We start from the raw sequence: 12,734 nt of genomic DNA, 5'->3' as shown, positions 1-12,734 counted from the left end.
GGTTGTTCACGAACCCGAAACGATCACGTGCCCGTGCCGCGCGTCATGGCTGGAGGCTGCTGACCAGTCCGGCGGTGGCGTTGAGGCCGTCGTTGATGGTCGGCGCGACGTTCGTGCCCGCGAGCAGGAACCCGAGCAGGACGCACACGAGGGCGTGCGAGAACTTCATGGCTCCGTTGCGCAGGAAGATCACCGCGACGATCAGGAGCAGCAGCACGATGGAAATGGACAGAGACACCGTCGAACCTCCTCCGCCACGCCGGCACCGTGGCTTGCGGCCGCAAGTGTGGCGCAGCGGAGGCCGTTCGGCGGTGTCTGACCTGTCCCCCGATCGGGTGTTGTATCTGGCTCACCCGTTATGGGCGTCGAGGAAACGCTCCAGTCCCGCGAGGTCGTCGGTGTTCAGGTGGTCGACGCGCGCGGCGAGCAGCTCGGTCCAGACGGCGTCGCGCGCGGGGCCCGGCAGATCGGGCGTGGCCCAGAACCGTACGCGCTGTCCGCGCTTGTGGGCCGCGGCGACGATGGAGCGCAGCTTGGTGCGCTCGGCGGCGGGGACCGGGCCGACGCCCTGCCAGGTGAAGTTCGTGGACCAGTTGTCGCTGATGAGCGGAATGAGGGACGCCGGGGCCGACGTGCCCAGGTCGGTGAGGCGGCCGTCGTAGAAGGCGCTGCGGGCGCGCTGGGCCTCCATCGGGGCGCGGGCGGCGCGGTCCCCGGAGACGACGGCGGTGACGGGCCCGGTGCGGACGCGGCCGTGGGCGTACGTCGTGAAGAGACCGCGATGGCGCCGCAGTTGTCGATCGAGTTCGAGGTAGGTGGCGGCGCCCTCGGTCTTGATGTCGATCAGCAGCTGGAACGGTATCCGCCAGCCGCGGTACACCGAGCCGTGCTGGGCCCTGACACGGGCGGCCAGCGGGGCGAGGTACAGCGATTCGAGCGTGCGGCCCGGGTCGAGGTCGACGGGGTCGTGCGCGACCAGCAGATCGCCGTCGACGAGGTAGATGTCGGCCTCGACGCTGTTGAACCGGTGGTCGAGCGCGTCGAAGAGGGGCCGCGGGTGGTCGTAGTCGTTGTGCGCGTGGGCCCGCAGCAACGGCCGCGGCCCCCGCTTCCCCTCCCCGGCATGAGCAAGCTGCGGCGTGGCAGCACCTGCGGCAAGCGCGGCGACGAACGTACCGAGGGCTCTGCGACGGGTGGTCGGGGCCATGTGTGCCTCCCATGTCGATCGGCTGGGGAAGAGCGGACACGGCGAGTATGGGGGGCGGGTGTCGCCAAGGGGCAGGGCTGAGGCGGGAGTTGGCCGGACTGCCGCCCTTGGTTCATCGGCGGGACATGCGGCGCGTGGGGCTGCGGAGCGCCCGGGCCGGGTTCAGTCGGTGCGTTCGGCGGCGCTGCGTTCGACGCAGAATTCATTGCCCTCCGGGTCGCGGAGGTGGCCGCAGCCCCGGCCATCGGGCGGCGGTGGTCCTCGTGCAGGGTGGCGCCGAGTGGCGAGCAGGCGCTCGACCTCCTCGTCGCGGGTGACGTCCTGGGGCTGGAGGTCCAGGTGCACGCGGTTCTTGACCGTCCGGGGGTCGTCGACCCGGATGAACAGCAGGTGGGCGGCGGGGCTCGCCACCAGCGCCTCCGGGTCGCCCGGGTGGTCGTCGTCGGCGAGGCTGCCGCCCAGCGCCTCGGCCCAGAACCGGCCCAGGGCGTAGGGGTCGGCGCAGTCGATGGTCACATGTCTGATCAGGGACGTCATGCGGGCCAATGGATCACGCGGCCCGACCCGCTGTCCAGGGTGCGGGCACAGCGGACAGCGGCCGGCGCCGGAGCGGCGGCCGCTGTCCCTGCCGGTGCCCGGCCGCCTCAGGCTCCGCGGGGCCGGAGGTCGACCAGCTCGGCCAGGTTCTCCCGGTGGTGGCCCGACGTGCCCAGGGCGATCGAATCCGCCTTGGCGCGCTTCAGGTACAGGTGGATCGGGTGCTCCCAGGTCATGCCGATGCCGCCGTGCAGCTGGAGCGCCTCCTCGGCGGCGCGGACCGCGACCGGCGCCGCGTACGCCTGGGCGACGGCGACCGCGAGATCGGCGTCGTCGGCGCCGGTGGCCAGCGCGTCGGCCGCGTTGCGGGCGGCGGCGCGGGTGTTGACGACCTCCAGCCAGAGCTGCGCGAGCCGGTGCTTGAGCGCCTGGAAGGAGCCGACGGGCCGGTTGAACTGGTTGCGGTCCCGCGTGTAGCGCACCGTCTCCGTCAGCAGCCAGTCGGCGAGGCCGAGTTGTTCCGAGACGAGCAGACCGGCACCGGCGCGCAGGGCCCGGTGGACGGCGGGGGCGGCGTCCGTGGTGAGGAGGCGGCCCGGCACGGCCTCGAACGTCACCGCCGCGAGCGGACGCGTGCGGTCGAAGGAGATCTGGGGCTCGACCGTGACGCCGGCGGCCGTGGCGTCCACCGCGTACAGCCCGTCCGGCGTCGGGACCAGGAACACATCGGCGGCCGTGGCGTCCGCCACCGCCGTGACGCGTCCGGCGAGCGCCCCGTCCGACACCCGTACGTCACTGAACTCCGCGCCCGGCGCCGCCGACAGGGGCACCGCGAGGGCGCCCACCGTGCGGCCGGACGCGAGGGAGGCGAGCAGCGTCCGCGCTTCGTCCGTGTCGCAGCCGAGCAGCGCCTCCGTCGCGATGACGGCGCTGGTCAGGTACGGGACGGGCGTGACGGCCCGGCCCAGCTCCTCCAGGACGACGGCGGCCTCGCGGTGCGTGGCGCCCTGGCCGCCGTTCTCCTCGGGGACGAGGAGGCCGGCGAGGCCCATGGACTCGGCGAGGTTCTTCCACAGGGCGCGGTCGTGCGGCTCGTCCGTCTCGACGCGGGCGAGGACGGTGGCGGCGTCGCTGTGGTCGGCGAGGAGGTCGCGGACGGCCGAGCGCAGCGCCTCCTCCTCCTCGGAGTACAGCAGATCGGGCTGGGTGCTCCGGGTACTCATCGGGCGAGGTCCTTCCAGGCGACGTCCTTGTCGGTGCGCGGCTCGGGCGGCAGGCCCAGGACGCGCTCGGCGACGATGTTCAGCAGGACCTCGCTCGTCCCGCCCTCGATGCTGTTGCCCTTGGCGCGGAGGTAGCGGTATCCGGCCTCGCGGCCCGCGAAGTCGACGATCTCGGGGCGCCGCAGCGTCCAGTCGTCGTACAACAGGCCCTCCTCGCCCAGGAGTTCGACCTCCAGGCCGCTGATCTCCTGGTTGAGGCGGGCGAAGCCGAGCTTCATCCCGGCACCCTCGGGCCCGGGATGGCCCGCGACGAGCTGCTGGCGCAACCGCTCACCGGTGAGCCTCGCCACCTCGGCGTCGACCCACAGCTTCACCAGGCGCTGGTGCAGGTCGGGCGTGCGCAGCTCGGGGCGCTCGCGCCACGTCCTGGCGACGATGCCGATGAGCCCGCCCTCGCGGGGGATGCGCATGCCGCCGATGGCGACGCGCTCGTTGTTGAGGGTGGTCTGGGCGACCTTCCAGCCGTCGCCGACCGCGCCGAGCCGGTGGGCGTCGGGGATCCGGACGTCGGTGAGGAACACCTCGTTGAACTCGGCCTCGCCGGTGATCTGGCGCAGCGGCCGGACCTCGACACCCGGGTCGGTCATGTCGCAGACGAAGTACGTGATGCCCCGGTGCTTGGGCACGTCCGGGTCGGTGCGGGCGATGAGGATGGCGAACCGGGCGTTGTGCGCGCCGGACGTCCACACCTTCTGCCCGTTGACGATCCAGTCGTCGCCGTCGCGGACGGCCCGGGTGCCGAGCGCGGCCAGGTCCGAACCGGCCCCGGGCTCGCTGAACAGCTGGCACCAGATCTCGTCGCCGACCCAGAGCGGCTTGAGGAAGCGCCGTTTCTGGTCGTCGGTGCCGTAGTGGAGGATGGTCGGGGCGGCCATGCCGAGGCCGATGCCGTTGCGCCGGGGCGCGTTGTCGGGGGCGCCCGCCGCCTCCAGCTCCGCGTCGACGACGGCCTGGAGCGCGCGCGGCACGCCGAGCCCGCCGAGCCCCTCCGGGTAGTGCACCCAGGCGAGCCCGGCGTCGAAGCGGGCGCTGAGGAAGTCCGCGCGGGGCGTCGTGGCGGGCGGGTGGGCGGCCAGGAACTCCTGGGTGAGGGTGCGCAGGCGCGCGGCGTCGGTGCTCATGCGGCGGCTCCTTCCGTACGCGCGTGGAGGCCCGGGACGACGACGACGCGGCCGGTCGTGACGCCGTCGGCGACGCGCTGGACGGCGGACGCCGCCTCCGTCAGGTCGACGCGCTCGCTGACCAGCGGCTTGATGGCGCCGCGCGCGGCCAGCTCGGTGAGCTGCCCGTGGCAGTGCGGGATCAGCTTCGGGTTCTTGGTGGCGTACAGGCCCCAGTGCAGGCCCATGATCGAGTAGTTCTTGACCAGGGCGTGGTTGAGCGCGGGGCTCGGGATGGTGCCGCTGGCGAAGCCGACGACGACGATCCGGCCCTCGAAGGCGACCGTCTTGGCCGACTGCGTGTACGCCTCGCCGCCCACGGGGTCGTAGATCACGTCGGCGCCGCGCCCGCCGGTGGCCTCCTTCACGGCGGCGATCACGTCCTCGCTCCGCCGGTCCACGATGACGTCGCAGCCCAGCTCGCGCGCGACCTTCGCCTTGTCGGGGCCTCCGACGACGCCGATGACCTTGGCGCCCGCGGCCTTGCCGAGCTGGACGGCGGCGCTGCCGACCCCGCCCGCGGCGGCGTGCACGAGCAGCGTCTCGCCCTCCTGGAGGTGCGCGCGCTGGTGCAGGCCGAACCAGCCGGTCTGGTAGCCGATGTGCAGCGCGGCGGTCTCGGCGTCGTCGAGCGCGTCGGGCGCGGGCAGCAGGGCGCGCGCGTCGGCGACGACGTACTCGGCGAGGCCGCCGTGCGGCAGCGCCGGGGTGGCGATGACGCGGCGCCCGTCCTCGGTCTCGCCGCAGATCTCCACGCCGGGCGTGAACGGCAGCGGGGGCCTGACCTGGTACTGGCCCTTGCAGAGCAGCGCGTCCGGGAAGTTGATGTTGGCGGCACGCACCTTGAGCAGGACCTGCCCGTCGCCGGGCACGGGGCGCTCGATCTCCTCGAGCCGCATCACCTCGCTCGGCTCACCGTTCTCGTGCACTTGCCATGCCTGCATGCGGGGCCTCCACGGACTGGCTACCAGGTTCACGTTCAGCCGCATACTAAGCGGTCGCTTGCCGCTTGGGAATGCCGATCGCGGAGGGAGGGGGCACGAAGTGCGCCCCTCAGGGGCGCGGGGAACGGCGCGCCCAGCCCCGACGGCGCCGCAGCCGCGCCCCGACAGCCCAGGGCAGACGCATCCGCGCCACCCCCGCACGCCCCGGCGATCAGTCACCCGCCCCGCCCCGCGAGGGCCGCGCCCGCACATGCATCCGCTCCCCCTGCGGCCCGAACAGGCTCAGGAATTCCGCGGGCCCGTCCGGCGTCGCCCCGAACCAGTGCGGCACCCGCGTGTCGAACTCGGCCGCCTCCCCGGGACCGAGGATCACGTCGTGCTCGCCGAGCACGAGCCGCAGCTTGCCCGAGAGCATGTAGATCCACTCGTACCCCTCGTGCGTCCGCGGATCGGGCTCGTCCGTCCGCGGCGGCTCGATGACCTTGTACGCCTGGAGCCCCCCGGGCTGACGGGTGAGCGGGATCATCGTCCGCCCGTGCCGCACGATCGGCTTCGCCCGCACCCGCGGGTCCCCGACGGGCGGGGCCCCGACCAGCTCGTCCAGCGGCACCTGGTGGGCGCGGGCGATCGGCAGGAGCAGCTCCAGGCTGGGCTTGCGCAGCCCCGCCTCCAGGCGGGAGAGCGTGCTGACCGAGATGCCGGTGGTCTCGGAGAGCCCGGAGAGCGTGGCGCCGCGCTCCTTGCGCAGGGCGCGCAGGCGCGGTCCGACGCCGCTGAGCACCGCGTCCATACCGGGTTCGGACGCCTCGTCCGTGGGCTGAGGAAGGTTCCGCTTCATTCTTCCATTGCAGTTTCGGCAAGTCTGTTTGTCAATACCGGACGTGCGGGTGCACCGTCGGGGCACGAGGACGCAACGCTCACAATCAGCACGAGGTGGTCATCATGGGCAATCGGCAGCACGCACGGGACGCGTACGACGTCGTGGTCGTCGGCGGAGGGACGGCGGGCCTCGCGGCCGCGCTGATCCTGGGCCGTTCGCGCCGCTCGGTCCTCGTCGTCGACGCGGGCGAGCCGCGCAACGCGCCCGCCGCCCACATGCACGGCTACCCCTCGCGCGACGGCATGGCGCCCGCCGAGTTCCTGGCCGAGGTGCGGCGCGAGGTCTCCGCGTACGGGGTGGAGCTCGTCCGGGACCGGGTGGTGGCCGCCGAGCCGGACGGGTCCGGTGAGTTCGACGCCGACCTGGAGGACGGCGGCCGGGTGCACGCCCGCCGGCTCGTGATCGCCACCGGCCTCGCCGACGAGCTGCCGGACCTTCCCGGCGTCGCCGAGCGGTGGGGCGCCGACGTGATCCACTGCCCGTACTGCCACGGCTGGGAGGTGCGGGACGAGGCGATCGGCGTCCTGTACGCGCAGGCGTCCGGCATCCACCAGGCCCTCATGTTCAGCCGCCTCTCGGACGACGTGACCCTGTTCCTGGACGGCGCCGACGAGGACGAGCTGCCCGACGCCGACTGGCAGCTCCTCGCGGCGGCGGGCGTCAGTGTGGTCACCGGCAAGCTCGACGGGCTCGTGGTGACCGACGGCGCGCTGAGCGGGGTCCGGCTCGCCGACGGGCGGGAGTTCGCGCGCTCGGTGTTCGTCGTGGCACCGCGCATGGTCCCGCGCGACGCCCTGCTCCGCGCACTCGGCGCCCGCACCAAGGAGACCCCGGCGGGACCGTTCGTCGACGTGGACCCGGCGGGGCAGACCAGCGTCCCCGGCGTCTACGCGGTCGGCAACGCGGCGGGCGCCGCCGAACAGGTGGTCAACGCGGCGAGCGCCGGCTACCGGGCCGGGGCCACCCTCAACGCCGAACTCCTCCACACCGACCTGGAGCGCGTGGCGGAGCGCCGCCGCGGCGGCGTCTTCTCCCCGGAGGGCGAACGCGCGGTGGCGCGGGCCCGCGAGGCACGCGGGGCGTGAGGTCTCCGAGCGGTTCGCGTGCGGACACGGTGCCTTGAGCGGCCTGGGCGCCGAGCCGAGCGCCGGGCAGCACAAGTCGTCCGCCGGCATGGCTAGTTGCGCCCCTGGGCGCTATTCATGCCCGCATGACGACTCCCGGCGTACCGCGCGGTCTGCCCGCTCCTCCCCCGCTCGGCGCCGCCGCGCTGCCGCCCGGGACCTACGACGGCCGGCTCGTCCTGGTGACCGGTGGCGGCACGGGGCTCGGCCGGGCGATCGCCACGGAGTTCGCCCGGCTCGGCGCCGCCGTCCTGATCGCGAGCCGGGAAACGGATCATCTGGCGCCCGCGCGAACGGAGTTGGCGGGCATCGAGGGCGCGGGCCCGGTCACTTCGGCGGTCTGCGACATCCGGGACGCGGACCGCGTCGCCGAGGTCTTTGACGCGGCTGTGGCGGCTCACGGCCGCGTCCCGGACGTGCTGGTGAACAACGCCGCCGCCAACTTCCCCGTCCCGGCCGAGGACCTGTCGCCGAACGGCTGGCGCGCCGTCGTCGACACCACGCTCACGGGGACGTTCCTGATGACGCGCGAGTTCGGCCGCCGCCACCTCGCCGCGGGCACCCCGGGCTCGGTGCTCGCCGTCGGCGCCTCCTACGCGTGGACGGGCGGGCCCGGCTTCGCGCACAGCGCGGCGGCGAAGGCGGGCGTCAAGAGCCTCGTGGAGACACTGGCCGTGGAGTGGGGCCCGTACGGCATCCAGGTCAACGGCCTGGTGCCGGGTCTCATGCCGCACGGGGACATGACACCCGACATCCGGGCCGGTCTCGACGCCGGTTCCGGCCACGCCGGGGACCTCGGCGCCCGGCAGCCCGCGCTCCGGACGGGCGCGCCGCGCGAGCTGGGCTGGGCCGCGACCTTCCTCGCCTCCCCCTACGCGCGCTTCATCAGCGGGCACACGCTGGTGGTGGACGGCGCCAACTGGCAGCGGCGCACCCTCGTGAACCCGCCCGTGACGCCGGTGCGCGAGCAATTGGGGCGCGGCCCGTTCGAGGCCGGGTGAGGCGCGGGGTTCAGCGGATCCGCTGCCCGTACACGCGGTCCACCGCCATCTCCATCAGCACCCGGCGGTCGGAGACCATCACCGCCCGGTACTCGTCCCAGTCCGGGTGCTCGCCCGCGGCCTTGCGGTAGTAGGCGACCAGCGCCTCGACCTCGGGCCCGTGCGGGTCGGTGCCGGGCCCGGTGAGCTTCACCGCGCCCTCGGCGGTGGCCCAGGCCCCGGCGTCGGGGGCGGTGACCTCCAGCGCGGCGCGCGGATCGCGGCGCAGATTGGCCGTCTTGGCGCGGCCCTCGGTCATGGACACGTACAAAGTCTCGGTCGCGCGGTCGTAGAACGGGGTGACGGGCGACAGTTGCGGGCGGCCGTCGGACTTGATCGTGGCGAGGACGCCGAGACGGCTCTCGGCGAGCAGGGAGCGCGGGTCGAAGGGTGCGGTGGTCATGGTCACCTCTCCAGCGGGCGGGGCGCGGGCCCCGCGGATACGACGCGATGTGCTGTGCCCATCCTGACCCACGCGGGAACCCCGTGCGGGGCGGACTCACGCGCCCCTGAACTCCGGTGGCCTGCGGTCCGCCTTCGCGGCGAAGCCTTCCGCCGCGTCGTCGGACGTGAGCGTGAGCGCGGCGCTGGCGGCCACCCGGTCCAGGGCAGCGTCGAGGCCCTGGTCGGCGTACGCGTCGATGTCCCGTTTGACGGACTGCACGGCGAGCGGCGCGTTCGCGGCGATCTCGGCGGCCACCGCGGAGGCGGCGTCCTCCAGATCCGCGACAGGTACCACCTGTTGCAGCAGGTGCAGCCGGTACGCGGTCTCCGCGTCGATCCGGCGCCCGGTCAGCGCCAGGAACTTCGCCCAGCCCGCCCCCGCCTCCCGCGCGATCCGCAGGTCCCCGCCCGCGTCGACGGCGACCCCCAACCCCGCCTCGGGCAGCGCGAACACGGCGTCGTCGGCCGCGATCCGTACGTCGGCCAGGAGCGCCAGCTCGAACCCGAAGCCCAGGCAGTACCCCTGCACGGCCGCGACGACGGGCTGCGGCAGCCGGGCGAACGCGGCGAACCGCTCGTGCGCCCAGCGGACACCCTCGTAGTAGGCGCGGCTGCGCGCGGAGCCGCTCGCGCCGTCGATGGCGCCGCCGGGCGCGCCCACGTCGATGCCCGCGCAGAAGGCGCGGCCCTCGGCGCGCAGCAGCACGACGCGGATCCGGTCGTCGAACCGGATCCGGTCGGCCATGACGCCGAGCTGCCGGGTCGACTCCCAGCTCCACGCGTTCAGCTTGGCGGGACGGCAGAGCGTGAGCACGCCGACGCCCCCCTCCCCCACGTCCAGGCGCAGCCGCCGCTCCGCACCGTCCGGGATCCGGGTGTCGGTGGTGTCGATCATGGAGCCTCCCTCTTCGGTAGACAGCGTCTACTAAACTCCGGTAGACAGTGTCTATGCAACAGGAGAGCAGCGGCGGCAGCCTGCGGGACCGCCTCATCGACACCGGCGTGGCGCTCGTCGACGCCGAGGGCGCGGCGGCGCTGTCCCTGCGCGAGATCGCCCGCAGGGCGGGCGTCTCGCACGGCGCGCCCCGCCGCCACTTCCCCACCCACCTGGAGCTGCTGTCGGCGATCGCGCGACGCGGTTTCGAGGAGCTGGGCGCGCGGGCGACGGAGACCGTGCGCGCCGGCGACGCGGACGACCCGCGCGCCCGGCTCGCCGACCTCGCCCGCGTCTACCTGGACTTCGCCCGCCACCACCAGGGCATGTACGAGCTGATGTTCCGCCACGACATCCTGGAGAGCGGCGGTCTTGGGCTGCGCGACACGAGCCTGCCGCTCTTCCGCATGTGGGCCACTCTGGTGGCGCAGGTCCGCCCGGACGCCGAACCGGCGGTCGTGGCGGGCGCGTTGTGGGCGAACCTGCACGGCCTCGCCCAGCTCTGGCGCTGGGGAAGCCTGCAGCTCGCGGTGGGCGGCGACTCGATCGAGCCCCTCCTCACCTCGGTGCTCGACGCCCATCTCGGGGCGGTGGCGCCGTGAGCGTGCTGTCGTACCGCCGTGTCACGCTCGCCGGCAGCGTCGTCGGGGCGGTGCTCGTCGCCCTCGACGGTACGGTCCTGACGGTCGCCCGTCCCGAACTCCAACGCGACCTGGGAGCGTCGCTCGCCGAGGCCCAGTGGACGAGTACGGGCTATCTGATCGCGGTCGCGTCGCTCCTGGTCCTCGCGGGGCGGCTCGGCGACCGGTACGGGCACCGGCGGCTCTTCGCCCTCGGCATGCTCGGCTTCGCCGCCACGTCGGCGGCGATCGGGTGCGCGCCCGGCATCGGATCGGTCGTCGCGCTCCGTGTCGTGCAGGGTGTGTGCGGCGCGCTGCTCCAGCCCGCGACCCTCGGCATGTTGCGGGCGGCGTACCCGCCGGACGAGCTGGGCATGCCCATCGCCCTGCGCACGAGCGCGATCGGCGTCTCGGCCGCCGCGGGCCCGCTGATCGGCGGCGTCCTGACGGCGCAGTTCGGCTGGCGGTCGGTGTTCTTCCTGGGGGTGCTGCCCGCGGTGGTGATCGCGGTCCTCGTCCTGCGCGCACGGGAACCCGGGATGCCCTCGGTGCCGGAGACGCCGCCGGTGTCAGGGGCGTCGGCGGCGTCGCGGCCGGTGGGTCTGGACCCGGCCGGGGCGGCGCTGCTCGGGGTGGCGCTCGCGTGTCTCGTCACGGCGCTGGTCACCTTGCCCGACGCGGGCCGCTCGGCGGTCACGGTCCTGACGACGGCCGGGGCGATCGCCGCGACCGTCTGCCTCGTCCGGCACGAGCGCCGCGCCCCGGACCCGCTGCTGCCGCCGTCGGCCGTCGCGTCACCCGTGGTCGTGGCGGCGCTCGGCATCCTGCTCGCCGCGTCGGCCGCGCTGATGGGGGCTTTGTTCGTGGCCTCGTACTTCCTCCAGGACGTGCTGGGGCTCGGCGCGTTCGACACGGCCCTGTTCATGCTGCCCGCCGCGCTGTGCATGGTGCTCGCGGCGCCGCTGAGCGCGGTGCTGCTGCGGCGTCTCGGGGCGCGGGCGACGACCGGGGCGGGGATGGCCCTGATGACGGTCGGCGTCTTCGTCTTCGGGCGCCTCGACGCGACGGCCACGGCGCTGCCGGTGGGGGCCTGCGCGGTCGCCATGGGCACGGGTTTCGGCACCGTCATGGTCACCGCGACGGAGGTCCTCGTCCGCCGGGCCGCGCCCGACGAGGCCGGGGTGGCGGGCGGGCTGCAGCAGACGGCGATGAACGTCGGCCCGACGCTCGGGACGGCCGTCGCCACGACGCTGCTCGTGTCCGGCCGGGACCTGACCGCGTCGATGGGCCCGACGCTCACCGTCCTCGCGGTCCTGACCTGCGCGGGCGCGATCGCCGCGGTGCGACTGCCCGGCGCGGGCCCCCTACGCGTCGAGTCAGGGGCCCGAATGAAGCCCGATGAGGGCCGATGAGGGCCGATGAAGGGCCCGGTACATCAGTGCGCGATGGAGTCGATCAGCTCGCGCGCGCCCTGCCGCAGCAGCGCCACCGCCACGGACATGCCCAGCGTCGCGGGGTCCAGCGGCCCGGCCCACTCCTGGGCGTTGAGCACGCGCTTCCCGTCCGGTGTGAACACGCAGGCGCGCAGGGACAGGTCGCCGCTGCGCTCCGCGCGCGCGTAGCCGGCGACCGGCGAGTTGCAGTGCCCCTGCAGGACGTGCAGGAACATGCGCTCGGCGGTCGCCTCCCGCCAGGTCTCCCGGTGGCCGAGCCCGCTCACCGCCTCCAGGGTCGCCTCGTCGTCGGCGCGGCACTGCAGGGCGAGGATGCCGGCGCCGATCGGCGGACACATGGTCTCCGGCGACAGGATGTCGGTCATGAGGTCAGGGCGGCCGATCCGTTCGAGCCCCGACACGGCGAGGAGCAGCGCGTCCGCGTCGCCCGCGGCGAGCTTCTCCAGCCTGCGGTTGGCGTTGCCGCGCATCGGGACGCAGGTCAAGTGCGGATGGCTGGCGGCCAGTTGGGCGACGCGGCGGACCGAGGACGTGCCGATGCGGGTGCCCTCGGGCAGCTCGTCCAGGGTGCGGCCCCGCGGGTCGATCAGCGCGTCGCGCACGTCGTCGCGCTTCAGGTACGCGCCGAACGTGCACCCCTCCGGCAGCGGCCGGTCCGCCGGGATGTCCTTGAGGCAGTGCACGGCGAGGTCGGCGCGGTGGTCGAGCAGCGCCTGGTCGACCTCCTTGGTGAAGGCGCCCTTGCCGCCGAGCGCGGCGAGATCGCCCATCCACTTGTCGCCGCTCGTGGTGACGGGGACGACCTCCGTGCGCACGCCCGGGTGCAGCGCGGCGAGTTCGGCGCGGACCCGCTCGACCTGGGCGAGGGCCATCGGCGAGGAACGGGAGACGATACGGATCAGCTCGGGAACCATTCGGACACCATAGTGCTTGCGCCGCCCCGCATGAACGAGATCGCGGACGAGGCGGAAGCGCGGCTCCTGGAGCGGGGGTCCCGTCCGGCGACGGTGCGGGGGGCGACGGATGGCAGGTCGGTCACCGACATCGCGCGCGAGGTGGTGGCCGCGACGGGCTGGACCGGGCGCGGGTCCTAGACGGCGGTGCCGA

At 74.1% G+C, this 12,734-nt stretch carries 15 protein-coding genes; 5 read left to right on the top strand and 10 right to left on the bottom strand.

From position 1 onward, the window contains the following. Window positions 1-43 precede the first annotated feature (43 nt). From N5I75_RS31580 to N5I75_RS31550, 7 genes are all read right to left on the bottom strand, one after another. Entirely contained in the window at window positions 44-238 is a 195-nt protein-coding gene (locus N5I75_RS31580) for a hypothetical protein (protein ID WP_398202042.1), read from the bottom strand. 111 nt (window positions 239-349) lie between these two features. Next, on the bottom strand, window positions 350-1,207 hold the full coding sequence (locus tag N5I75_RS31575; RefSeq protein ID WP_476683183.1) for a phosphatidylinositol-specific phospholipase C/glycerophosphodiester phosphodiesterase family protein: 858 nt from the start codon (window positions 1,205-1,207) through the stop codon (window positions 350-352). 162 nt (window positions 1,208-1,369) lie between these two features. Beyond that, window positions 1,370-1,744: a VOC family protein gene (locus tag N5I75_RS31570; RefSeq protein WP_476683181.1), complete on the bottom strand. Its 375-nt coding sequence runs from the start codon at window positions 1,742-1,744 to the stop codon at window positions 1,370-1,372. A gap of 107 nt (window positions 1,745-1,851) precedes the next feature. Next, window positions 1,852-2,967 carry an acyl-CoA dehydrogenase family protein gene (locus tag N5I75_RS31565; protein WP_476683179.1) on the bottom strand — a complete coding sequence of 372 codons (1,116 nt, stop codon included), beginning with the start codon at window positions 2,965-2,967 and terminating at the stop codon, window positions 1,852-1,854. After that, a complete protein-coding gene (locus tag N5I75_RS31560) occupies window positions 2,964-4,148 on the bottom strand; it encodes an acyl-CoA dehydrogenase family protein (protein ID WP_476683177.1) in 1,185 nt (394 codons plus the stop codon). Before N5I75_RS31560 ends, N5I75_RS31565 begins: the two co-directional genes overlap by 4 nt. Then, window positions 4,145-5,131 (bottom strand): NADPH:quinone oxidoreductase family protein, encoded by a 987-nt coding sequence (locus N5I75_RS31555; protein WP_476683175.1) that lies wholly within the window; start codon window positions 5,129-5,131, stop codon window positions 4,145-4,147. The genes N5I75_RS31560 and N5I75_RS31555 overlap by 4 nt, the downstream gene beginning before the upstream one ends. A 211-nt stretch (window positions 5,132-5,342) precedes the next feature. Beyond that, window positions 5,343-5,969, bottom strand: coding sequence for a helix-turn-helix domain-containing protein (locus tag N5I75_RS31550; RefSeq protein WP_476683173.1), 627 nt, complete (start codon window positions 5,967-5,969; stop codon window positions 5,343-5,345). A 104-nt stretch (window positions 5,970-6,073) separates the two neighbouring features. Here N5I75_RS31550 and N5I75_RS31545 point away from each other — a divergent pair, with 104 nt between their 5' ends. Together N5I75_RS31545 and N5I75_RS31540 are read left to right on the top strand one after the other, a co-directional pair. Then, complete coding sequence (locus N5I75_RS31545) at window positions 6,074-7,096, top strand: NAD(P)/FAD-dependent oxidoreductase (protein WP_476683171.1); 1,023 nt, start codon at window positions 6,074-6,076, stop codon at window positions 7,094-7,096. A 125-nt stretch (window positions 7,097-7,221) separates the two neighbouring features. Next, a complete protein-coding gene (locus N5I75_RS31540; protein ID WP_476683169.1) occupies window positions 7,222-8,136 on the top strand; it encodes an SDR family oxidoreductase in 915 nt (304 codons plus the stop codon). Window positions 8,137-8,146: 10 nt separating this feature from the next. Here the strand turns inward: N5I75_RS31540 and N5I75_RS31535 are convergent, their stop codons facing one another. Both N5I75_RS31535 and N5I75_RS31530 read right to left on the bottom strand, forming a co-directional pair. Further along, the gene (locus N5I75_RS31535) at window positions 8,147-8,578 is read right to left on the bottom strand and encodes a PPOX class F420-dependent oxidoreductase (RefSeq protein ID WP_476683167.1); all 432 of its coding nucleotides are present in this window, start codon (window positions 8,576-8,578) and stop codon (window positions 8,147-8,149) included. 96 nt (window positions 8,579-8,674) lie between these two features. Beyond that, window positions 8,675-9,514: an enoyl-CoA hydratase/isomerase family protein gene (locus N5I75_RS31530; protein WP_476683165.1), complete on the bottom strand. Its 840-nt coding sequence runs from the start codon at window positions 9,512-9,514 to the stop codon at window positions 8,675-8,677. Between the two features lie 53 nt (window positions 9,515-9,567). Here N5I75_RS31530 and N5I75_RS31525 point away from each other — a divergent pair, with 53 nt between their 5' ends. Continuing rightward, window positions 9,568-10,155 carry a TetR/AcrR family transcriptional regulator gene (locus tag N5I75_RS31525; RefSeq protein ID WP_476683163.1) on the top strand — a complete coding sequence of 196 codons (588 nt, stop codon included), beginning with the start codon at window positions 9,568-9,570 and terminating at the stop codon, window positions 10,153-10,155. Next, window positions 10,152-11,585, top strand: a complete 1,434-nt coding sequence (locus tag N5I75_RS31520; RefSeq protein ID WP_476683161.1) for an MFS transporter — start codon at window positions 10,152-10,154, stop codon at window positions 11,583-11,585. Before N5I75_RS31525 ends, N5I75_RS31520 begins: the two co-directional genes overlap by 4 nt. A gap of 23 nt (window positions 11,586-11,608) precedes the next feature. Here N5I75_RS31520 and hemC read toward each other — a convergent pair whose 3' ends face one another. Then, window positions 11,609-12,541, bottom strand: a complete 933-nt coding sequence (gene hemC / locus N5I75_RS31515) for a hydroxymethylbilane synthase (protein WP_476683159.1) — start codon at window positions 12,539-12,541, stop codon at window positions 11,609-11,611. A gap of 30 nt (window positions 12,542-12,571) precedes the next feature. Here hemC and N5I75_RS31510 point away from each other — a divergent pair, with 30 nt between their 5' ends. After that, the gene (locus tag N5I75_RS31510) at window positions 12,572-12,721 is read left to right on the top strand and encodes a hypothetical protein (protein WP_476683157.1); all 150 of its coding nucleotides are present in this window, start codon (window positions 12,572-12,574) and stop codon (window positions 12,719-12,721) included. Window positions 12,722-12,734 lie beyond the last annotated feature (13 nt).

Source organism: Streptomyces sp. R818, from assembly GCF_056172735.1.
The sequence above is the reverse complement of the archived record's forward strand: the minus strand, read 5'-3'. Positions and strand labels throughout refer to the sequence as shown.